The sequence below is a fragment of the Chitinophaga rupis genome, assembly GCF_900109685.1.
GTDB classification, from domain to species: Bacteria; Bacteroidota; Bacteroidia; order Chitinophagales; family Chitinophagaceae; genus Chitinophaga; species Chitinophaga rupis.
Genome location: NZ_FOBB01000003.1, coordinates 10,930 through 32,252, shown reverse-complemented (window position 1 = coordinate 32,252; position 21,323 = coordinate 10,930). Strand labels below are relative to the sequence as shown.

Sequence of the window (21,323 nt, the reverse complement as noted above, 5' to 3'; positions counted from 1 at the left end):
ACCAGGAACAACTAAATGAAACAGTTTTTTTTATTGATAGCAGCGATATTATTTTATCAGTCGCTGCCTGCGCAGGGAATTTTATCTGCAAAGCTAACCGGCAATAATTATGTGATAACTGCTGAAGGTATAAAGCAGTTATCAACGGGCAATGTAATTAGCCCCAGGCTGGTAACCACCAACTACCTGGTATCACATCATGAGATCCTGCAGAAGATCCAGGAAGGCTTTTTTATAAAAAAAGTATCGGTTACTGTGCCGGACGACAATCTTTGTATTACCGTAGCAGAAGCAAAGGCCTGGCTTACCCTCGATGAGACCAAGCTACCAACAAACGGGCGTATGCCCCTGTGGCAGGAGCTGGTACCCACTGCTCAATGTACCGGTGTGAATAAAAAAGTAGTGAACGGTATCTGTGAAACAGGGGTGCAGGTCTGGACCAGAAGCGTATTGAACGAGACCACGCATATATGGAGATGTTACTACGTTTGGCGTTGGTCTGATGGGAGCCAGAGTATTGAATATTACGTAGATAATGGAGCAGGCTGTATCTTATAGCAACTGAATTCACTATCTTAGGCATATAAATCCTTACATACAGTATGCGCAAATGCTTGTTGCCGGTTATATGCCTTTTATTAATATTTCAGCACGGCTTTTCACAAACCCTCCTAACACCAGACCAGTTCCTGGGCTACCCCCTGGGTACCCGGTTTACCCCGCACTATAAGGTGCTGGAGTATTTCAAAGCCGTGGCCGCAGCTACGCCCAATATGCAGCTGCAGCAATACGGTACTACCTATGAGGGAAGGCCGCTGATGATGGCCATCATCGCATCGCCGGAGAATTTTGGCCGGCTGCAGGATATACAGCAGCAGAACCTGGACAGGGCAAATGATAAAGGCCGCGGCAGCGCAGACCAGCCGGTAATTGTGTGGTTAAGTTATAATGTGCATGGTAATGAAGCCGTATCTACAGAAGCCGCTATGCGCACTTTATACCTGCTGGCCGATAAAGGTAACGCGCAAACGCAGCTCTGGCTGCGCAACCTGGTGGTGATCATAGACCCCTGCCTGAACCCCGACGGACGTGAACGTTATGTAAGCTTTTATAACCAGGTGCATAACCTGGTACCCGACGTGCAGCGTTATTCCCGGGAGCATAATGAACCCTGGCCCGGCGGGCGCGCCAACCATTACTATTTTGACCTGAACCGTGACTGGGCCTGGCAAACGCAAACCGAATCGCAGCAGCGGGTAGCCATGTACAACAAGTGGATGCCGCAGATCCATGTAGATTTTCATGAACAGGGTATTGATGCGCCTTATTACTTTGCCCCGGCAGCAGAACCCCTGCATGAAGTAATAAAACCCTGGCAGCGGGAAATGCAGGTGCTCATTGGAAAGAATAACGCAAAATATTTTGATGAACAGGGATGGCTATACTTCACCAAAGAAGTATTTGACCTGTTCTATCCCAGCTACGGCGATACCTACCCAACCTATAACGGCGCCATCGGCATGACCTACGAGCAGGGTGGGGGCGGCCGCGGCGGGCTGGCCGTGCTGAAAGAGGATAATGATACGCTTACCCTCACAGATCGTATAGCCCATCATGTTACTACGGGATTGTCTACCATTGAAATAGCCTCCCAGCAGGCGCAAAGGATCACAGAAGAGTTCAGCCGGTATTTTCATAATGCAGCCACCGCACCGGAAGGGGTGTATAAGAGCTATGTGATAAAGGCAGCCGGTAATGCAGAAAAGCTGGCTAACCTGGCCGCTTTGCTGAAGCGGAACAATATTACGTTCGGCTATGGCTCAAAAACACCAAAGGCCAGCGGCCTTAATTATTTTACGGGCAAAACAGAGAATGTGGACATAACCCGGGAAGATATGGTCATCAGCGCCTTCCAGCCACGCTCCAACCTGTTGCAGGTATTGTTTGAACCACAATCCCGTTTAAGCGATTCCGTTACTTACGATATTACTGCCTGGGCTATTCCATATGCTTACGGCTTACCGGCTTATGCCATACGCCAGCAGTTAAGCCCTGCCACCGATTCAGTGGCAGCAGATAACAATAGTTACCTGGCCGCCACGCATCCATATGCTTACCTGGCCCGCTGGAACAGCGTTAAAGATGTACGTTTGCTGACAGCCCTGCTGCGGCAACAGGTAAAAGTGCGTTATGCAGGAGCGCCCTTTACCACCGGCGGACGTACCTTCCCTGCCGGTACGCTCATTATTCCCCGTTCCGGGAATGAGCACATTGGCAGCCGCTTTGATACCTATATCACTTCCCTGGCCAATGAGGTGAAAGTGAACCTGGACGCCGTAGCAACCGGGTTTGTGGAAAAGGGTACCGACTTTGGTTCTGATAAAGTGCGCTACATTCAACCCACAGAAGTGGCCATGGTGGTGGGAGATAATGTATCATCCCTGAACGCCGGCGAGATCTGGCATTTCTTTGAACAGCAGATAGGCTATCCCGTTAGCCTGGTTAATGAGAAGAACCTCAGCCGGATAAACTGGAAGAATATTAATGTGCTCATTTTACCGGATGGAGATTACAGTTTCCTGGAAGACAAAACGCAGGTAGCCCGCCTCAAAGATTGGGTGAGCGCCGGAGGCCGCCTTATTGCACTGCAGGGTGCGTTGGCCCAGCTGGCAGGCGGCGACTGGGGCATTCACCTGAAGAAAGAAAGCGATACCACCACTGATAAAGATATTTATGCCCCCCTGAAATCATACGCCAACCGCGAGCGGGAGAGCGTAAAGCAGTTCATACCCGGCGCCATTTACAAAGTACAGCTGGATAACACACATCCGTTAGCGTTAGGCTATCCTGATACTTACTACACCCTGAAGCAGGATGATCATATCTATGAATTTATGGATGATGATGATAACGGCTGGAATGTAGGCGTACTGAAAAAGGATAATTACCTGAGTGGCTTTGTAGGCGTAGATACCCGTGCCCACCTGAAAGATGGCCTGTTATTCGGCGTAAAGGATATTGGGAATGGTAAGCTGATCATGCTGGCAGATGATCCGCTGTTCCGCAGCTTCTGGGAAAATGGTAAGCTGTTATTCAGTAATGCCGTATTCCTGGTATTTTAGATTTACGATTTTAGATTTTAGATTTGGTCGAAGCGGGGACTTTCCCAAATCTAAAATCGTAAATCTAAAATCTAATATCTTTTGATATTGCATCCCATTGAAGCAGTGCTGCTCATCTTAACAGCGCTCCCAGCCAGCATTTCATTGATGGCATTATACAGGTGCCGTACCTTCACGGCATCAGCATTACCCGGGTTATCATCAATAGCGCCTTTGTAGGAGAGGCGGCCGTTCTTATCAAAAAGGTAACACTCCGGTGTATGGCCGGCATCAAAGGCATCGGCAATCTCCGCCTTCTTATCGATCACATAAAACCAATTGTATTGCTGTGAGGCTGCATAGGCCTTCATGGCATCCAGCGATTCTTCATCATTCTGCAGCGCAACATTGGAATTTACCAGTATTACACCTATGCTGTTCTTTAACGCATAGGCACAAACGCTGTTGGTTCTGTCCTGGTTACGCATTACATACGGACAATGATTAGCGGAGAACATTACCAGTAAGCCGTTGCTGCCACGGGCGGCATTCAGCGTAACTTCCCGGCCACTGATGTCTCGCAGTTGTACCTCCGCTTTGGGAATAGGTGCGCCTATTTCCAGGTTGTTATCGCCGGAACGGAATGCCAGTAAGGTATAGAGCACAAGAAAAAGACAGGTGCTTTTCATGTTACAGGATTTGGGTATTCGGTATTCGGTCGTCAGTTATAGGGTCTGATATTTAATATAAAGGTAATGTAATATGTATGAATTTATTAATTTATTTGATCGGCGGTGGGTCAATGGGGGATGTGCAGATGGTTGTAAAGAGGTTGCCGTTAACAGCTTGCAAATCAGGATGATATCAATTAAATAGCAACGATCAAATTACCCGGTCATAAAAGCCGCTGTATTTCAACAGGTTAATCTTCCCCTGGCTCGGCAGCCAGTTCTTTCAGGGTACTGATACTGGCATTCAGCTCAAAGCCTACCAGCAATATAAAGGAGTTAAAATAAATGAACAGCATCAGTATCAGGATGGTGCCAATGGAGCCGTAGATCTTGTTGTAATTGGCAAAATTGTTCACAAAATAAGAGAACCCCAGCGTTACCAGTATCATCAGCACCGTGGCAAAGGTAGAGCCGGCGGTAATGAACTTCCAGCGTTTGGTTCTGGCCGGCGCAAAACGGTAAATAACCGCCAGGATGGAAAAGAACAACAGGATGATCAGCAGCCAGCGGATAACATCGATACTGGAACGGATGAATGTACTGTGAATATTCAGCAGGTTAAAAACGTAACGTAAAATGGTGCCCTGCGCAATGATCAGCACTACTGTAATTAACAGCAGCAGCACCAGCACCGCTGTTAGCTGTAAAGCCAGCAGCCTGGTACGCCACCACTTGCGCCGCCGGAAGCCCGGCTGCTCTTTGTTAAAAGAGCGCATGATGCCCATTAACCCGTTAGATGAATAAAAGAAGCCCATTAAAAATGAGATAGACAACAGGCCCGTGCGGTTGGTGTACAGGAAATCATGGATCATGTTCCGCACGATCATATACGTGTTGTAGTTGGGTGTAACATCCTCCGCAAGCCGGTACAGCGTGGGTTCTATGTTTTTCATAGGAATGAACGGCACCAGCGTGAACAGGAAAATAAAAAAGGGAGGAATAGCCAGCAGGAAGTTGAAGGAAATAGCCGCCGCACGATCGCCCAGGCTTTTGCTCCTGGTTTCTTTCAGAAAAAACTTCAGCACATCATACAACGGCAAACCCTGGAAACCGGGCAGCACCAGCCTTTGGCTAATGCCTATCAGCTTGCGGTAAGGCCTTGTATTGCGTAACAGTTTTTTGAGATTGAGCATACCCGAAATGCGTTTAGTATCCCGCCTTGTTCAGCGCTGCCTGGTATTTATGTGCATTTTCCAAATGTTCCTGGTAAGTGGCTGCAAAGGCATGGTAACCGGAAAAATCAGACCGCGCGCAGAAATAGATATAATCTGTTTCCGGCGTGTTCAGCACGGCATCCAGCGTTTTCACAGAGGGGGTGCAAATAGGGCCCGGTGGCAACCCGCCATAACGGTAAGTGTTATACGGAGAATCGAACTGGGTATGTCCTTCACGGATGCGCTTCAGCCCAAAGTCCTGCAGGGCAAATTTCACGGTAGGATCGGCCTGCAGGCGCATGCCTTTTTTATAACGGTTCAGATACACGCTGGAGATCAGCGGTTTTTCATCATTTTTATTAGTCTCTTCCTCCACAATGGCCGCCAGTATGGTCACTTCATTCATGCTCAGTCCCAGGTTGCGGGCTTTGGCCTTCCGTTCTGCATTCCAGAATTCTTCCCTTTCTTTTTCCAGCTTTTCAAAGGCGGTTTCGGCAGAGGTGTTCCAGTAATATTCATACGTATTAGGCACTACTGCGCACATCACGGTATTGGAGTCCAGACCGAATTGGCGCAGGTATACCTGGTCGTGCAGCAGCAAACGCAGGGCAGTAGAATCGGCCTCCAGGTTGTTGGAGATCTTTCTTACAAAATCATCCTTGGTGCGTAGCTTGGTAATAACCAGCTGCACCGGCGCTTGTTTGCCGGAGCGCAGCAGCTTTACGATCTCAAAATTGCTCATGCCCCACTTGATCTGATAGCGGCCGGCTTTTACGCGGGAAGGGTAGCCCAGCCGCCGCGCTACAAAGTCAAAGCTGTTACGGCTGCTTACAATATTCTGCTCTTCCAGCCCTTCCAGTACATTGGCGTAGGTGCTGCCGGTACGTATATAAAAGTATTTTTTATCGGCAAAAGCACTGGTATTTGGGCCAAATACACGATAGGCTATAAATACCAGCACGCCTGCAATGATTGCACAAACAATCACTACTGCCCGCCGGATCCAGGAAGCCTTTTTTGTTTTTGTCTTTTTAGAAGCGTTGTTTCTCTTAGTAGTTGCCATAGTGGTTTTACATAAAAAAACCTCGCGTTTTAACGGCGAGGTCCGGAAATGGATTTATAAACAAACGTTTATTTTTTGTTAGGAGCCGGTTGCTGTTGCGGCGTAGCAGGCAAGGTAGCCGGCGGTGCAGTAGGCTGTGGTACAGGACGGCCTGCATTCTGTTCCATAATGGTTTTTGACTGCTGCTGTACGGCTGCGTTCTTGTCAACGAAGAAAGAAGAGGTCAGACACAGTACTGCAATGATGGCAGCCAGCACCCACGTACCTTTTTCCAGCACATCTGTTGTTTGGCGTACGCCCATTACCTGGTTACCAAAACCGCCGAAAGAGCCGGATAAACCGCCACCCTTGGGGTTTTGTATCAGTACAAAGAAACCCAGCAGCACACAAGCCAGAATGATCACAATACCAAAGAGTAATAACATAAGTATATCAGTATTTCCTGTTAATTTTTATTTGAGCCGGACTGCATTTGCATTTGCTGTAATTGCAGTTCCTGGATCTTTTGCGCAAAATAAGTGCTTTTGTTGGGATTAAGCAAACTTAATTTTTGATATATCTGGATGGCCGTCTGGTACTGGCGTTGGCGCGCCCAGATCTCTGCCAGCGTTTCGGAAACAATATCATCATTCAGGGTAATGGATTCCATGGCCATTTTCTCCACTGTTTCAGATACTTCCGGGTCTGTGTCCGTATAGCTGCGGGTCAGCTGCTCATGATACCAGTCTTTATTGGCTTTTTGCGCAAAACCCTGTTTCATTTCCCGCAGCCAGTCGGTAAAGCTGCGCATTTCTGCGGCGCCTTTTTCATTGAGATCATCTGCCTGCTCGGGCTCTTTCAGCTTTTTATAGGCAAAATAATCATCGGTGTATAAAGGCTGGAAGGTGAGCGTGGTTTCCGTTCCCTCCTGTCTTTCAAAAGGAAAGATCTTCAGCGGCTCTTCTTCAGGTGAGGCCGGCGTATGCGCTGCGGCTGCAGGAGCCGGCTCATTTTCAGCGGCAGGTGCGGCATATGTTTCAGGCGCAGCTGCTTCCGGAGCGGCTGCCGGCGCCTCTGTATCGTCATTTTCAGTTAAAATATCCAGCTGCTGCTGCTCTGAGGTTGCCCACAGGGCATCTGATGGTTTGGTGGGCGGCGCTTCAATCTCGTCCTCCTCTTCTGCCCACTCTTCCTCCAATACCGCATCGGGCGGCGGGGTGGTATCCAGCTCTACCGGTTTACCCCATTCATCCACCACCGATTCAAATTCCGATGGGGCAGGGGTGGCTGTACCTGCAGCCGGTTCTTCAGCCCACTCATCCACCACGGTTTCAATTTCATCGGCCACGCCGGGCGTAATGCCTGTACCGGCCACTATTTCAGTAGGTACCTCGGTCGTTTCATCTGCCGGTGCAATTGCTGCCGGCGCTTCCACTTCCGGCAGCTCCAGATTGGCCAGGGGCGTTGGATCTGCCGGTGTATAGGTAGTAGGCGTAAATGCCGAATCTATCAGGGACGTAACCGATGGCGTAATACTTTTTTCCAGCTCACCCGTTACAAACTGGAAAAAGTAGTGCGGGTTATTGCTGTATAGCTGTGCCTTTTTAATAGCAGGTGCATGCAGGTTCAGGTACCGGTCGTAACTTTTCTGCGCCAGCAACAGGCGGGCGGCGGTAAAATACGGGTAGTCCGTCACCATCTGCTCCAATGCAGCTTCAGACACCTGCGGCAGTGACGGTTCCTGGAAAATATGCTGAATGATCCTGTTTGCGGTCATATTGCTGCTAATATATGAATATTATTTATATCTGTATCCTACCAGTTTGCAAAAGCCCTGTTAAAGATGGCGTCCGTGATCTGCGGAATGATGGTTTCATCCAGCAAACGGTTTTCCACCTGGCTTGGCAGCTGATCTGCCTGGAAGTCGGCCGATTGTGAAAAAGGTTGTGTCCAGCCTTTTTTATCGCCTACCCGTTTAATAAACACTACGTTAATGGTTACGGTTAAGCGGGAGGTGGCCGCCTTATCCACATTGGTTACCGCGGCATTGGAGAAGTTATAACCGGTAATAGTGGCTTTAAATTCATAGTCCGCATTATCCTCGTTGATCTGCGTTAGCTTGGTTTGGGCCTGGATCTTGTTGCGTATTTTTTCCGATACCCGCTGACTCAGGGTTGGGTTGTTAATAGGCGCCCTGTTCTCCACAAAACGCACATTTACGGTTTTTGCTCCCTGGTCTATGCTGGCGCCGGAGGTGGAATATTTTACAGAGCATCCGCCCAAAACTAACAGGACTACGGCGGTTATGCTCACTTTCAATAATCTGATCATCTCTCTATAAGAATGTATGATTTAATGGATGGTGTTCACAAAGGTAATCAATCACCAATGTTATACTCTTTCAGTTTACGGTATAAGGTCCGCTCTGAAATGCCCAGGTCCAGGGCCGCATCTTTTCTTTTCCCTTTGTGTTTTTTGAGCGCTTTTACGATCAGCTCTTTTTCCTTATCGGCAATAGAAAGGGTTTCCTCCACTTCCTCATGATGGTCTATATCATGATCCTGCAAAATAATACGTGAGGGCGCCGGCAGCACATTATTATTTTCTGCGGGTGCAAAATTATGCAGCACATGCTCATGATTATTTTCCTGGTAAGCTGCAGCATGCGCTATGTTTGGATTTTGCAGGATATCAAAGAACATTTTCTTCAGTTCTGTAACATCTTTTTTCATGTCAAAGAACAGTTTGTAAAGAATGTCCCTTTCACTTGCAAAATCGCTGCTGCCCTGTTGTGGCAAGGCCAGCATAGGCAGGCGCGAGGTTTGGGGCACTTCCGGTAAAAAGCGTTGCAGCTCCTGTGCGGTCACCAGCTTATCATTCGCCAGTACAGAGATCTGTTCTGCCATGTTCTTCAGCTCCCGCACATTACCCCGCCAGGGATAATTAACCAGTATATTGCGCGCCTCATCATCCAGCTGAATAGAGGGGGTTTTATACCGCTCTGAAAAATCCACGCTGAACTTACGGAACAGCAGGGGAATATCTTCCTTACGATCCCGCAGGGAGGGCACGCGAATGGGCACTGTATTTAAACGGTAATAGAGATCCTCGCGGAACTTGCCGTGCTGCGTTTGTTCCAGCAGATCGCGGTTAGTGGCGGCTATTACCCGTACATCTGTTTTCTGTACTTTGGAAGAACCTACGCGGATGAACTCCCCGGTTTCCAACACCCGCAGCAGGCGGGCCTGGGTGCCTAGTGGCATTTCGCCAATTTCATCCAGGAAAATAGTGCCGCCGCTCACGGTTTCAAAATATCCTTTACGGCTGTCTACCGCGCCGGTGAAAGAGCCTTTTTCGTGGCCGAACAGTTCCGAATCAATAGTGCCTTCCGGGATAGCGCCACAGTTCACCGCTATGAACGGGTTATGCTTACGTGCGCTTAATGCATGGATGATGGTAGAAAATACTTCCTTACCTACACCGCTTTCCCCGAAGATCATCACTGTGAGGTCGGTGTTGGCCACTTGCGCCGCCACCTGCAGCGCATAGTTCAGTGCAGGTGAATTTCCAATAATGCCAAATCTGTTCTTTATCGACTGTATTTCCATAGCATCTGCCTCCGGCTTAATGTTTTTTATATCAACAGGTATGGGCTATACTACCTTGCCTATTAAGGTAGCGGCGGTACAATCTACCACCTTTACCTGCACATACTGTCCTTTTTCGTAATTGCCCCTGGGGAAAACGATCACCTTGTTCTGATCATTTCTTCCAAAGAGATCATTTTCTGAGCGTTTGGAAGTGCCTTCTATCAGCACCTTAAACGTTTTGCCCAGGTCTTTTTGCATGCTTTCCAGGGCCTGCCTGCGGTGCAGCTCCACTACTTCGGCCAGCCGGCGTTTTTTCACCTCTTCCGGTACATCATCCTGGTAACGGCGGGCGGCCAGGGTACCCGGGCGCTCGGAGTAAAAGAACATGTAGGCCAGGTCATACTTCGCAAACTTCATCATGCTCAGGGTGTCCTGGTGGTCCTCCTCCGTTTCAGTACAGAACCCGGTGATAATATCGGTTGAAAGGCCGCAGTCCGGCAGTATTTCACGGATGCGCGTTACTTTTTTCATGTACCATTCCCGAGTATAGGTGCGGTTCATGAGCTGCAGCACACGGGTACTGCCGCTTTGCACGGGCAGGTGAATATAATTGCAGATGTTCTCGTACTTAGCCATGGTGTGCAGCACCTCATCCGTAATGTCTTTGGGATGAGAGGTGCTGAAACGTACGCGCAGCAGGGGACTGATCTGCGCTACCTTTTCCAGCAGGCCGGCAAAGGTAATGATCTCTTCCTGTGCGCTTTCCGGTGAAACGCCCACCCAGTAATAGGAATCCACGTTCTGCCCCAGCAGGGTTACCTCACGGTAGCCATTGTTGAACAGGGCCGCTGCTTCCTGGATAACGGAATAGGGATCGCGGCTGCGTTCCCGGCCACGGGTAAAGGGCACCACGCAAAAAGTGCACATATTATTACAGCCCCGCATGATGGATACAAAGGCAGTTACGCCGTTACTGTCCAGCCTTACAGGGTTAATGTCTGCATAGGTTTCCTCCCGGCTTAAAAGCACATTCACTGCTTTCTGGCCGGTTTCTGCTTCTTCCACCAGTGCCGGCAGGGTACGATAGGCATCCGGTCCCACTACCAGGTCCACCAGCTTCTCCTCTTCCAGCAGCTTGGCTTTCAGGCGTTCAGCCATACAGCCTAATACGCCTACCAGCATACCGGGATTGCTCTGCTTTAGCTTGCGGAACTCCTGCAGGCGCTTACGCACGGTTTGTTCTGCCTTCTCGCGGATAGAGCAGGTATTGAGCAGTATCAAATCGGCCTCCTCATAGTTACGGGTAGCCCCAAAACCTTCCTGGTTCATGATGGAAGCCACGATCTCACTATCGTTAAAGTTCATCTGGCAACCGTAACTTTCTATGTAGAATTTCTTGTGATACGTTTGGTCAACAGCCGGTTGCGGGGCGAAGGCTTCACCCTGGCGGCTTTCATCATGCACTTTTGTAACCTGTTCCAGCATCGTTCTGTCAGAAAATTTTAGAATAGCAAAAGTAATAAATTAAATGGAAAAATGACAGAATGGCAGCAGCAGAAAGGTTATGTTGTGGTTATATATGTTCGAGGATGAATTTGGGCGTTGGGTTACTCCACCACTTCTACTTTTGACTGTTCTTTTTGCTGGCCCTTATTTTTTCCCCATGCATATCCGCCGCCTGCGCTGATAATAGCTGTGGATACGATTTCCAGTATGCGTAAAGCAATTTCTTCCTTGCCTAATTTAATGCAGTACACCAGTACACCTGCCACTATCAGGAAGATGATAATGAAAAATGCGATCAGGATAGTACGATTTTTAAAATCGTGCCTCGGCGCTGCTTTTAAATATTCACCTTGCTGTTTAAGGCTTTCTTTGGAGAGCTCATAACTATGCTGCAGCTCCAGCTGTCTGAGGGTATTCTCCTGGTGCCGGAGCCGTAATTCTTCTTTTTGAAGATCAATGAAATCCCGGACGGATTGTTCGGTTAAAGAAGCATTCTTGTTATTTGGTTGCGGAATTGGGTTTTGAGGCATAAGATGTACCAGGTCTTAATTTTACCCGTACGTATCCTCCGATTTCGCGGCTACCCAGCTTTGCGGGAACAAAGCGTGCAGATATTATAGCCGATCTGTTCCTTTCAAATAGCCGTACAAAAGCCTTGGAGGATAAAAGTAATTCCTCCTGTATTTTGAATGGGCTTGATTTAAATGTGAACATGAGCGTGGATTTACCGGATAAAAATATAATTAATGCGTGGAAAAATTTGTTAACGGCTCATAGATTTTTTCTATTTGCCAGGGCAACAAATATCGGGCGCCTACCCCGTTCTATAAATCAGTAAGAGAGAGGAGCGGGAAACGGGGCTCGAACCCGCCACCTACGGCTTGGGAAGCCGTCGCTCTACCAAATGAGCTATTCCCGCTTATCGGTTTATCCAAAGAATAAACCGGGTGTCAAATGTAAAGATTATTTTGAAACGCTGGCTACTTTCTTCATTACCCAGCTGTCTTTTACCGGGAGCAGCCACTTTTCTTCCAGCTCCTGTTTGGTAAGCACTGTATTATTCAGGTACAGGGTGTTCTCATCAATGAAGCCTTTTTCAAAAGCATAGGGCAATTGTGCCATGGGCAATAATTGCAGCTGATCTTTCACCACAAACCCCAGCAGCAGCCGGTCAAACAGATTCACTTCGTATTGGCGTTCCAGGCTTTTGATAACCCGCACAGAGCTATCGGTACTGCAGCCACTTACACCAGTGGCATTTTCATCGGCCATGAGCACGATCACCTGGTTAAAGAACAGTTGTCCAAAACCCTTTACCGGCGTGCCATGCGATTGCCATTGTGTGGCAAACTGGTGTAGCTGTTCATTAATTTCAAGGGTTTCCCGTTCATTGAACGGGCGGTTGCTCTGGTATATCCATACGCGGGAGTCGGGTGCAAAATCCGCGGGTAATAATTGTTTTATTGCTGCTATCGTCATAATACTGCAAAGCTACGATATTCACATTAATCGCCCAGCTGTTTGGCTACTATCTCGGCAATGTCCAGCACCTGTACGCTGTCTTCCTTGCCCTGCTCTTTTACGCCATCCGTAAGCATGGTCATACAAAAGGGGCAGTTGGCGGCAATTACGGTAGCGCCGGTGTCCACGGCTTCGCGGCCACGTTCAAAGTTCACACGGGTAATGCCTTTTTCTTCTTCCTTGAACATTTGCGCACCACCGGCGCCGCAACAGAGTCCCTTGCTGCGGCAGCGTTTCATTTCCACCAGCTCGGCATCCAGCGCTTCCAGCACTTTGCGCGGAGCTTCGTAAATGTTATTGGCCCGGCCCAGGTAGCAGGAGTCATGGTAGGTGATACGGCGGCCTTTGAAGGTGCCGCCTTCTGTCATTTTTATTTTGCCTTCGTCTATTAACTGTTGTAAAAAAGAGGTGTGGTGCAGCACTTCATAGTTACCGCCCAGCTCCGGGTATTCATTTTTGAAAATGTTGAAGCAGTGCGGACAGGCCGTAACAATCTTCTTTACGCCATAGCCATTCAGCACCTGGATATTGTTCTGCGCCATCATCTGGAATATGAACTCATTGCCTGCCCTGCGGGCTGGATCGCCGGTACAGCTTTCTTCCTTACCCAGGATGGCAAAGCGGATGCCTGCTTTATCCAGGATGGTTGCAAAAGCTTTGGTGATCTTTTGTGCCCGCTGATCAAAGCTGCCTGCGCATCCCACCCAAAAGAGCACTTCTGGTGTTTCACCGCTGGCGGCGTATTCGGCCATTGTTTTAATCGTCATGCCATACTAGTTTGCAGTTGGCAGTTTGCAGTTGGCAGTCGCCATGCAAAACTGCAACCTATTGTAATAGTTTATTATTTAGGTTGATATTTTTCAGGATAGGTTTGCATATAATGTAATAACCTGCCAATTTCTGACATCTGTTGCATGCAATATTCATAATCCTGCCTGCTGAGATAATTACAATTCAAAGCAAAATCCAACCAGGTTTGTGTTTCTGTACTTTCCATATCAGCATCCGTTAATTTGGCAATAAAATGCGCTTTATATATTCTTTTTCTATAAGCTTCTGCCAGGTTTACGCAAATAGCCCTGGAAGATCTTCTGATCTGATCAATAAGACTATACTTTTCCTCTTTGGGGAATTGTTTGGTCATCTCAAATATCCTCATCGCTACATCAAATGCCTTTTGATAAACAATCAGGTCTTTGTGGCTACCCATTGGATGAAACGTACTTTAAATAATAAATATTCTTTGCTTCAATAACTGCCCACTGCCAACTACTAACTGCCAACTACCCACTGGTCCCGGTCGTCCGGTGAGAACTTCCAGGGCGCCATATTATTTTCAATATTGCCGAACATCATGTTCCATTCTGCCGGTGCGCTGGATTCTTCCATCACCAAATGGCGGCGCAGCTGTAAAATAATATGCAGCGGGTTAATGCTTACCGGGCATTCCTGCACACAGGCGTTACAGGTAGTGCAGGCGCGCAGCTCTTCTTCAGAAATATAATCGCGCAGCAGCGCTTTGCCATCTTCCTGGAAAGTACCTTGCTTATTAAGCGCGCGGCCAACTTCTTCTGCCCGGTCGCGGGTATCCATCATGATCTTACGGGGCGAGAGCTTTTTGCCGGTAATATTAGCGGGGCAGGCGGCGGTACAACGTCCGCATTCTGTACAGCTATAGGCATCCAGCAGGTTTTTCCAGGTAAGGTCCTGCACGTCTTTGGCGCCAAACTTAGGAATACCCTCTGCCGGCGGCTCGCTGGCGGCCAGCTCCGGTTGCAGCATTAATTGTACTTCTTTTTGTACAGCAGGCATGTTCTCCATTTTACCCTTCGGCCGCAGATCGGCGTAATAGGCGTTGGGAAATGCCAGGATGATATGTAAATGTTTTGAAAAAGGCAGGTAGTTCAGAAAAGCCAGCACGCCTAAAATATGCAGCCACCAGCAACCGCGTTCCAGCGCCATTAAGCTGCTGTCAGACAGGCCGTTCAATAAAGGCGTTAGCAGGCCGCTGATCCAGAAATTGCCGGTAGCTATATAGTGCTCTGAGCCACGGCTTTGCAGCACCTGGTCGGCGGTGTTCATGGTAAGGAATAATACCATCAGCACTATTTCCGTGATCAGGATATAATTGGCATCGGAGCGGGGCCACCCGTCCAGGTCATGACCAATAAAACGTTTCAGTTTCAGGATATTACGGCGTATTAAAAAGATGGCGCAGCCGCTAAGCACCAGCACGGCCAGGATCTCAAAACAGCCTATCAGCACCGGGTATAAGCTGCCTAGGGGTGATGCAAACAGTCGGTGTGTGCCTATTGCCCCATCCAGGATGATCTCCAGGATCTCTGCATTAATAATAATAAAGCCCGCATATACGAAAAAGTGTAGTACAGCTACCAGCGGGTTGCGGAACATTTTCTTTTGTCCAAAGGCCAGTAATAATACATTACGCCAGCGTTCCCCGGGGTTATCATTTAAGGATACATCGCGCCCCAGCAGTATATTACGCCTGATCTCCCGCACTTTACGGGCAAACAGGTATACGGCTGCTGCTAATACCATTACAAATAAAAGCTGCTGTACTAAATGCATATTCCAGATTTGACTTTCTAATTTACGGTTTATTGGCAATGTAAGTAATTTTTTGATAGTCGATGATCCATGGTCGATGGTCCATAGTCGATGGTCCGTGGCCTTTACCATTTGGTAGTACTTCGTGATTTGCCAGCTGCCTAAGCACGTAATGCATATTTTTGCGCTAAACGCCATGGATTATGGACCATCGACCATGGACCCCAATTTTTATTACTTTTGCACTCATCAAAGCATCCATATGGCAACAAAAAATGTGATCCTTACCCAGGACATTATTCAAAAGAAACTGGAACGTATTGCTTATGAAATATATGAGCACAACAGCACGGAGCAGGAAGTGATACTGGTAGGTATATGGGACCGGGGTATGATACTGGCACAAAAAATAGCCGGGATCCTGCAAAAGATCGCGCCGTTTAAGATCAAGCTGATAGAGCTGCGCCTGGATAAACAACACCCGCTGGAGGTGAAGCTGTCTGAAAATATAGACCTGAACGATAAGGTAATTATATTAATAGATGATGTGGCCAACTCCGGCCGCACCATGTTATATGCCCTGAAACCCTTTCTGCAATACCTGCCGCGTAAGATCCAGACCGCGGTGCTGGTAGACCGCAAGCATAAATCTTATCCATTAACCGTGGATTTTACCGGTTATTTACTTTCCACCAGCCTGCAGGATATGATCATGGTAGATGTGGAAGGGGAGGAGATCCTTTCTGCGTACCTGGTGTAGGGTAAAAGCATAAAGCAAAAAGCATAAAGCCAATGCAGCGAACCGCGCACATAGCTTTATGCTTTTTGCTTTTACCTTTCAGCTTATTTCAGCTTCATATCCTTTATTATCTTCTGCACCCGCTCATCCAGCTGGGTATTCACCTGGTCAAAGTCTTTAGCAGCTGCCAAAGGCTGCTGCACACTGAAGTAGAACTTGATCTTAGGTTCCGTACCGGAAGGACGTGCAGAGATCTTGCTGCCATCTTCCAGTATAAACTGCAGTACGTTAGACTTAGGCAGATTGATAGCCTCTGTGGCGCCGGTTTTCAGGTCTTTTACCTGCTGCAACTGGTAATCGTACAGCTTTACCACGGGCGAGCCGTTAATGGTAGCCGGCGGTGCATCCCGGTAGCTGCGCATCATTTCGGCAATTTCATCAGCGCCTTTCATACCTTTTTTGGTGATGGAGATCAGCTGCTCTTTATAGAAACCGTATTTCACGTAAATGTCTATCAGCTGCTCGTACAGGGAGCGGCCTTCATTACGGGCATAGGCCGCCATTTCGCAGATCATGGCTACAGATGCAATGGCATCCTTGTCGCGCACGTTGTCGCCTATCATATATCCGTAAGACTCTTCCCCGCCGCAAATGAACTTTTCCTTACCTTCTTTTTCGCGGATCATGTCGGCAATCCACTTAAAGCCGGTGAGCACATTGTAGCAGCGTACGCCGTTCTTAGCAGCAAATACATCTATCAGGTCAGAGGTTACCACGGTTTTACCCACATAGTCAGTAGGTCCGCTCAGGCCTTTCTTTTTACGGCCTTCAATAATATAGTTGAACAGCAGCACGGCAGTTTGGTTCCCGTTCAGCAGGATCCATTCCCCTTTCAGGTCTTTTACGGCAATGCCTACACGATCTGCGTCAGGATCCGTACCTAATAAGATAGCTGCATCCAGCTCTTTGGCTTTTTTAAGGCCCATGCTCATGGCTTCTGACTCTTCCGGGTTAGGATATACCACGGTAGGGAAGTTACCATCCGGCGTGGCCTGCTCCTGTACCACCTGTACATTGGTAAAGCCAAAGCGTTTCAGTATTTCAGGCACCAGGGTTATACCGGTACCGTGAATGGGCGTGTACACGATCTTCATATCATGCTGGGCCGCTATAATGTCCGGGTTAATGGACAGGCTTTTCAGCATTTGCAGGTAGGCTTCGTCCAGGTCTTTACCAATAGCGGTAATATTGGCTTCGCCGCCGCTCCACTTCACTTCATCTATACCGGCTATTTTCTCTACTTCTGCAATTACATTTTTATCGTGCGGGGGCACCAGCTGGCCGCCATCGTCCCAATAGGCTTTATAACCATTGTATTCCTTGGGGTTGTGGGAGGCGGTTAGCACTATGCCGCCCTGGCATTTCAGGTGGCGGATGGTGAAAGAAAGCTCCGGGGTGGGACGCAAGGCTTCAAACAGGAACACTTTAATGCCGTTGGCGGCCATTACATTGGCTGTTACCTCCGCAAAATAACGGCTGTTGTTACGGCTGTCATGGGCAATGGCTATTTTGATCTCACCTTTTACAGCTTTTTTCAGGTAGTTGGCAAAACCCTGGGTGGCCATACCTACGGTATATTTGTTCATCCGGTTGGTGCCTACGCCCATAATGCCGCGTAAGCCGCCGGTGCCAAACTCCAGGTTACGGTAAAAAGCGTCGGCCAGCTCATCGGGGTTGCCGCGCTGCAGTTGCTGAACGGCGGCCACGGTTTCGGCATCAAAACCGCCTTGCAGCCACTGGTTTACCTTGTTCTCGATATTAGTATCCATGTTCCTGTTTTATTTGAGGTCCAAATATAAAGAGGAAAAAACGTATTTCCCCTGCTGTGGACATTCCTTATGTTAGTAAAAAAGCTGAAAGCCGAAAGCAGAAAGCAAAAAGCAGTCCAAACACTCCGCTGCACTAGCTTTCTGCCTTCTGCTTTCTGCTTTCGGCTCAAACAAGTAATCCACACCGCATTGAAAATTGACCGGTTTGGTTAATTTTGCGGCTATGAGGCGGTACGACGATTCCTACAAGCAAAAAGGATTGCGGAAACAATTGGTAGACACACTTCGGCAGAAAGGCATCACAGACGAAAATGTACTAGCGGCTATCAACAACATTCCCAGGCATTATTTCCTAGACACCGCGTTTGAAGGCATTGCTTATGAGGACCGGGCATTCCCGATAGGCGAGGGGCAAACCATTTCCCAGCCTTATACGGTGGCTTACCAGACCCAATTGCTGGAAGTAAAACCTTTTGAAAAAGTACTTGAAATAGGTACAGGCAGTGCCTACCAGGCTTGCGTATTAGGCGAGCTAAAGGCCAACCTGTTCACCATAGAGCGGCAAAAAAAGCTGTTTGACCAGGTAAAACAATTCCCTTTTAAATCCCGTTACCCCACCATCCGCTTCTTTTATGGGGATGGTTATGAAGGATTACCCACTTTTGCCCCTTTTGATAAGGTACTGATCACTGCGGCGGCGCCGCAGACACCTCCCAAGCTGCTGCAGCAAATGAAGATCGGGGGTAAGATGGTGGTGCCGGTAGGCGGCAGCGAGATCCAGCGCATGATCCGCATCACCAAAACAGGCGATAATGATTATGAGCAGGAAACCTTTGATAACTTCTCTTTTGTACCGATGCTCTCCGGAAAAAGATCCTAATTGTGAATGATGGGCTCTTCCGGTTCTTCAACCTGCTTCTTTTTCTTAAACATATTCGGGTCCATCTTTCCAAACCGGTAACGCAGGTTCAGGCGAATGAAACGTGTGGTGCGTTTGCGCTCATAGTCCTGTATAAAAGCCTCCGTTTCGTAGTGGTTGCTGAATTGCTGTGTATTTAAGAGGTCGGAAATATTCAGGGAAATAGCCAGCGCATTATTCTTCAGGAACTCCTTACGCAGGCCCAGGTCTATACCGTTCATAGCTTTGGTAGTGCCCTGCGGCGATACGCGGGGAGAGCGGTAGTGCCCCTGCAGCTGTACATTAAAGTGGGATGGTAAACGAAGCGTGCTGTTTACATTCACGCCGTAGGTCAGGTATTCATTGGTAAGGGTGCTGAAGCTGCCGGATCCTGTAAGCTTGCTATATTCCAGGTTCAGGTTACTGGTTACATCCCACCAGCGGAAAAGGTGCAGCTGGTAGGTGAAGTTGCCGCCCCAGTCCTGGTCTTTGGCCAGGTTCATGGGTTTGGTGGTGGTAATGCCGGTAATGGTATCCAGTATGCTAAGGCGGTCTATATCATCATTAGCTTGTGAATAATATACACCCGTGTTCAGGAAGTCGTGCGATTTGGGATAGTATTGCGAATAGTTTACTTCAAACTTATGCGTGAGCGAAGGTTGCAGGTCCGGGTTACCGGTACGTATGTTCTGCGGGTCGGAGTTATTAATATAAGGCAGCAGGTCATTAAAATCCGGCCGGTCCACGCGGGTAGCGTAGTTGAACACCAGGCTCTGGTCCTGGTTATGGGGTAGATTATACTTCAGGAACACACTGGGAAATACGTTAAAGAAGCTGTTATCCACTGCAGCATTCTGGCTGTAAGAGAATCCTTTTAACTGCGCCTGCTCTATACGGGCGCCTACCTGGTAACCCAGGTTACCAATAGCGCTGGACACATTCACATAACCCGCATAGATATTTTGTTTGTAAGAGTATGTGTTGGAGAGGCTGTTGCTTTTCTCAAACTGGTCCGTATCATAATTAAACAGCAGGGCTGTGTAATCATTATCTATTTTCCGGAAAGTACCTTTTACACCCGCTTCAAACTTACCTTTTTTACCCATTGGCGTGGTATAGTCCGATTGTGCATTCCAGAACTGGTTGTGATTAAGGCCGGTGTTGGATTGCCGGTCCGGATCTTCGGCACCGCCGGGTTTCTGGTACAGCGTATAGTAGTCACTGTTACTATTGCCCTTGTTGTTGCTGTAGCTTACATAAGCGGTCAGCTCCTCGTTCTCCTTATTGGTGGTGTGCCGGAAGTTAAAGTTGGTATTATTGTTCGGGTTATAATAATGGCTGCTGTTATTACGGTCGCCGGAGCGCAGGTTTTGTTTATCTGCATCCAGGTAATTAAGCAGGATATGATTTTCATTATTTCCGTTGCTGAAGTTAATACCTTCAGAAATGGATACGGTATTGTATTTATCCAGGTAATAATCCAGGCCCAGGCGTCCGCCATGCGAGCCATCGCTGTTATGGCTGTTGTTAGCCTGTGTAAAGTAGGCGGTGTTGGAGCTATCCGGCACCAGGTTATGGCGGTTGCTGAAACCACTGCCTGCCTGTGAGCCGTAGCGGCCATAGTAATTGGCAAAAAAGTTAAAGCGCCGTATGCGCAGGCTGCCGTTCACGCTGCCGTTCAGCTGCCCGCGGGTGGCTACCCCGCCGTTGAACATCACGTTATAACCAACAGCCTTATCTTTTTTAAGCACAATGTTAATGATGCCGCCGCCGCCCTGGGCTTCAAACTTGGCGGATGGGTTGCTGATCACTTCCACATGATCTACCGTTTCTGCGGGTATCATTTGCAGGGCTGTTTTGGCGTCGCCAAAGGGAGAGGGTTTACCATCCACATAAATGGTTACGCTTTTGCCACGCAGGGTTACATTATCGTCAATATCCACATCAACGCCGGGCACGTTCTTTAACAGGTCGGTACCGGTGCCGCCGTCTGCGGTTACCATGCTGCCGGCGTCAAATACCTGCCGGTCTATCTGCATGCTGAAAGCCGGTTTTTCTGCTTTTATTTCCACGGCAGATAATACTTTGCCGGCTGTATGCAAACGCAGGGTACCTACTGTGGTGGATGGTTTCAGCGCTGTAACACGTACCTCTTTCTCCATTTTCTCATATCCCATGAAGGTAATGCGCAGCACGTAGTCGCCGGGTTTTACAGCTGTAAAGCTGAAGTTGCCGGTAGGCTGGGTGTACATGCCATAAGCTACGGTGGAATCGGCTTTATGCAGGAGTACTACAGACGCATACTCTACCGGTTTGCCGGTGGCCCCGTCCAGCGCCTTGCCGGAAACTTTAATGGTTGCATTGGGGGTATTGTCCTGCGCTAAAGCATGGTAATAGCCGCACAACAATACGCATACGAGTAGTAAGCGACTGTTCATGATCAGGTGGAATGATAGCATTAATACCGTAAAAATATTCATCTAAGGGGGAACCGGGAGTGATTTATGATGAGCGGTGGATGGGGTGGAGAATTACGAATTATTCAATTACGAATTACGATCCCGCCGAAGTGGGACATGAATGCCATTGAAAATAATTACGGTTATGAATAATTGAATGCAGCGGAGTAAAAACGGGATCAAAT

Annotated in this window: 19 protein-coding genes and 1 tRNA gene; 4 read left to right on the top strand and 16 right to left on the bottom strand. The window is 48.3% G+C overall.

Annotation, left to right across the window (positions count from 1 at the left end):
* Nucleotides 1-15 precede the first annotated feature (15 nt).
* A complete protein-coding gene (locus BMZ54_RS13295; protein ID WP_089912079.1) occupies nt 16-558 on the top strand; it encodes a hypothetical protein in 543 nt (180 codons plus the stop codon).
* A gap of 44 nt (nt 559-602) precedes the next feature.
* On the top strand, nt 603-3,122 hold the full coding sequence (locus BMZ54_RS13290; protein ID WP_089912077.1) for a M14 metallopeptidase family protein: 2,520 nt from the start codon (nt 603-605) through the stop codon (nt 3,120-3,122).
* A 71-nt stretch (nt 3,123-3,193) separates the two neighbouring features.
* Here the strand turns inward: BMZ54_RS13290 and BMZ54_RS13285 are convergent, their stop codons facing one another.
* From BMZ54_RS13285 to BMZ54_RS13220, 14 genes are all read right to left on the bottom strand, one after another.
* A complete protein-coding gene (locus BMZ54_RS13285; RefSeq protein WP_089912074.1) occupies nt 3,194-3,790 on the bottom strand; it encodes a redoxin domain-containing protein in 597 nt (198 codons plus the stop codon).
* 233 nt (nt 3,791-4,023) lie between these two features.
* Nucleotides 4,024-4,965, bottom strand: a complete 942-nt coding sequence (locus tag BMZ54_RS13280) for a YihY/virulence factor BrkB family protein (RefSeq protein WP_089912071.1) — start codon at nt 4,963-4,965, stop codon at nt 4,024-4,026.
* Between the two features lie 13 nt (nt 4,966-4,978).
* Nucleotides 4,979-6,049 carry an endolytic transglycosylase MltG gene (gene mltG, locus BMZ54_RS13275; protein ID WP_089912068.1) on the bottom strand — a complete coding sequence of 357 codons (1,071 nt, stop codon included), beginning with the start codon at nt 6,047-6,049 and terminating at the stop codon, nt 4,979-4,981.
* Nucleotides 6,050-6,117: 68 nt separating this feature from the next.
* The gene (gene secG, locus BMZ54_RS13270) at nt 6,118-6,474 is read right to left on the bottom strand and encodes a preprotein translocase subunit SecG (RefSeq protein ID WP_089912065.1); all 357 of its coding nucleotides are present in this window, start codon (nt 6,472-6,474) and stop codon (nt 6,118-6,120) included.
* A gap of 20 nt (nt 6,475-6,494) precedes the next feature.
* Nucleotides 6,495-7,805 carry a hypothetical protein gene (locus tag BMZ54_RS13265; RefSeq protein ID WP_089912061.1) on the bottom strand — a complete coding sequence of 437 codons (1,311 nt, stop codon included), beginning with the start codon at nt 7,803-7,805 and terminating at the stop codon, nt 6,495-6,497.
* A gap of 38 nt (nt 7,806-7,843) precedes the next feature.
* On the bottom strand, nt 7,844-8,359 hold the full coding sequence (gene lptE / locus BMZ54_RS13260) for an LPS assembly lipoprotein LptE (protein WP_089912057.1): 516 nt from the start codon (nt 8,357-8,359) through the stop codon (nt 7,844-7,846).
* 47 nt (nt 8,360-8,406) lie between these two features.
* Nucleotides 8,407-9,636, bottom strand: coding sequence for a sigma-54 interaction domain-containing protein (locus BMZ54_RS13255; RefSeq protein ID WP_089912054.1), 1,230 nt, complete (start codon nt 9,634-9,636; stop codon nt 8,407-8,409).
* Between the two features lie 45 nt (nt 9,637-9,681).
* Nucleotides 9,682-11,103 (bottom strand): tRNA (N6-isopentenyl adenosine(37)-C2)-methylthiotransferase MiaB, encoded by a 1,422-nt coding sequence (miaB, locus tag BMZ54_RS13250; RefSeq protein WP_089912051.1) that lies wholly within the window; start codon nt 11,101-11,103, stop codon nt 9,682-9,684.
* A 122-nt stretch (nt 11,104-11,225) separates the two neighbouring features.
* The gene (locus BMZ54_RS13245; protein ID WP_089912048.1) at nt 11,226-11,654 is read right to left on the bottom strand and encodes a hypothetical protein; all 429 of its coding nucleotides are present in this window, start codon (nt 11,652-11,654) and stop codon (nt 11,226-11,228) included.
* A gap of 316 nt (nt 11,655-11,970) precedes the next feature.
* A tRNA-Gly gene (locus tag BMZ54_RS13240) sits at nt 11,971-12,043 on the bottom strand.
* Between the two features lie 44 nt (nt 12,044-12,087).
* Complete coding sequence (locus tag BMZ54_RS13235) at nt 12,088-12,603, bottom strand: hypothetical protein (protein WP_089912043.1); 516 nt, start codon at nt 12,601-12,603, stop codon at nt 12,088-12,090.
* 26 nt (nt 12,604-12,629) lie between these two features.
* The gene (locus tag BMZ54_RS13230) at nt 12,630-13,412 is read right to left on the bottom strand and encodes a (Fe-S)-binding protein (protein WP_089912040.1); all 783 of its coding nucleotides are present in this window, start codon (nt 13,410-13,412) and stop codon (nt 12,630-12,632) included.
* 74 nt (nt 13,413-13,486) lie between these two features.
* The gene (locus BMZ54_RS13225; RefSeq protein ID WP_089912037.1) at nt 13,487-13,855 is read right to left on the bottom strand and encodes a four helix bundle protein; all 369 of its coding nucleotides are present in this window, start codon (nt 13,853-13,855) and stop codon (nt 13,487-13,489) included.
* A 62-nt stretch (nt 13,856-13,917) separates the two neighbouring features.
* Nucleotides 13,918-15,234 (bottom strand): 4Fe-4S dicluster domain-containing protein, encoded by a 1,317-nt coding sequence (locus tag BMZ54_RS13220; RefSeq protein ID WP_089912034.1) that lies wholly within the window; start codon nt 15,232-15,234, stop codon nt 13,918-13,920.
* 241 nt (nt 15,235-15,475) lie between these two features.
* Between BMZ54_RS13220 and BMZ54_RS13215 the strand changes: the two genes are divergently transcribed.
* Complete coding sequence (locus BMZ54_RS13215) at nt 15,476-15,973, top strand: phosphoribosyltransferase family protein (protein WP_089912030.1); 498 nt, start codon at nt 15,476-15,478, stop codon at nt 15,971-15,973.
* A gap of 83 nt (nt 15,974-16,056) precedes the next feature.
* On the opposite strand, the gene BMZ54_RS13210 is transcribed toward BMZ54_RS13215, so the two are convergent.
* Entirely contained in the window at nt 16,057-17,781 is a 1,725-nt protein-coding gene (locus BMZ54_RS13210) for a phospho-sugar mutase (RefSeq protein ID WP_089912027.1), read from the bottom strand.
* Nucleotides 17,782-18,004: 223 nt separating this feature from the next.
* On the opposite strand from BMZ54_RS13210, the gene BMZ54_RS13205 reads away from it, so the two are divergent.
* Entirely contained in the window at nt 18,005-18,661 is a 657-nt protein-coding gene (locus BMZ54_RS13205) for a protein-L-isoaspartate(D-aspartate) O-methyltransferase (protein ID WP_089912025.1), read from the top strand.
* On the opposite strand, the gene BMZ54_RS13200 is transcribed toward BMZ54_RS13205, so the two are convergent.
* Nucleotides 18,658-21,117, bottom strand: a complete 2,460-nt coding sequence (locus BMZ54_RS13200) for a TonB-dependent receptor (protein ID WP_162277530.1) — start codon at nt 21,115-21,117, stop codon at nt 18,658-18,660. The two genes, BMZ54_RS13205 and BMZ54_RS13200, sit on opposite strands and share 4 nt — an antisense overlap.
* Between the last annotated feature and the right edge of the window lie 206 nt (nt 21,118-21,323).

Excerpts from the sequence above, each read along its gene's own strand:
- BMZ54_RS13295 (WP_089912079.1), top strand. The coding sequence starts at position 16 with ATGAAACAGTTTTTTTTATTGATAGCAGCGATATTATTTTATCAGTCG.
- BMZ54_RS13290 (WP_089912077.1), top strand. The coding sequence starts at position 603 with ATGCGCAAATGCTTGTTGCCGGTTATATGCCTTTTATTAATATTTCAG.
- BMZ54_RS13285 (WP_089912074.1), bottom strand. The coding sequence starts at position 3,790 with ATGAAAAGCACCTGTCTTTTTCTTGTGCTCTATACCTTACTGGCATTC.
- BMZ54_RS13280 (WP_089912071.1), bottom strand. The coding sequence starts at position 4,965 with ATGCTCAATCTCAAAAAACTGTTACGCAATACAAGGCCTTACCGCAAG.
- mltG (WP_089912068.1), bottom strand. The coding sequence starts at position 6,049 with ATGGCAACTACTAAGAGAAACAACGCTTCTAAAAAGACAAAAACAAAA.
- secG (WP_089912065.1), bottom strand. The coding sequence starts at position 6,474 with ATGTTATTACTCTTTGGTATTGTGATCATTCTGGCTTGTGTGCTGCTG.
- BMZ54_RS13265 (WP_089912061.1), bottom strand. The coding sequence starts at position 7,805 with ATGACCGCAAACAGGATCATTCAGCATATTTTCCAGGAACCGTCACTG.
- lptE (WP_089912057.1), bottom strand. The coding sequence starts at position 8,359 with ATGATCAGATTATTGAAAGTGAGCATAACCGCCGTAGTCCTGTTAGTT.
- BMZ54_RS13255 (WP_089912054.1), bottom strand. The coding sequence starts at position 9,636 with ATGGAAATACAGTCGATAAAGAACAGATTTGGCATTATTGGAAATTCA.
- miaB (WP_089912051.1), bottom strand. The coding sequence starts at position 11,103 with ATGCTGGAACAGGTTACAAAAGTGCATGATGAAAGCCGCCAGGGTGAA.
- BMZ54_RS13245 (WP_089912048.1), bottom strand. The coding sequence starts at position 11,654 with ATGCCTCAAAACCCAATTCCGCAACCAAATAACAAGAATGCTTCTTTA.
- BMZ54_RS13235 (WP_089912043.1), bottom strand. The coding sequence starts at position 12,603 with ATGACGATAGCAGCAATAAAACAATTATTACCCGCGGATTTTGCACCC.
- BMZ54_RS13230 (WP_089912040.1), bottom strand. The coding sequence starts at position 13,412 with ATGACGATTAAAACAATGGCCGAATACGCCGCCAGCGGTGAAACACCA.
- BMZ54_RS13225 (WP_089912037.1), bottom strand. The coding sequence starts at position 13,855 with ATGGGTAGCCACAAAGACCTGATTGTTTATCAAAAGGCATTTGATGTA.
- BMZ54_RS13220 (WP_089912034.1), bottom strand. The coding sequence starts at position 15,234 with ATGCATTTAGTACAGCAGCTTTTATTTGTAATGGTATTAGCAGCAGCC.
- BMZ54_RS13215 (WP_089912030.1), top strand. The coding sequence starts at position 15,476 with ATGGCAACAAAAAATGTGATCCTTACCCAGGACATTATTCAAAAGAAA.
- BMZ54_RS13210 (WP_089912027.1), bottom strand. The coding sequence starts at position 17,781 with ATGGATACTAATATCGAGAACAAGGTAAACCAGTGGCTGCAAGGCGGT.
- BMZ54_RS13205 (WP_089912025.1), top strand. The coding sequence starts at position 18,005 with ATGAGGCGGTACGACGATTCCTACAAGCAAAAAGGATTGCGGAAACAA.
- BMZ54_RS13200 (WP_162277530.1), bottom strand. The coding sequence starts at position 21,117 with ATGAACAGTCGCTTACTACTCGTATGCGTATTGTTGTGCGGCTATTAC.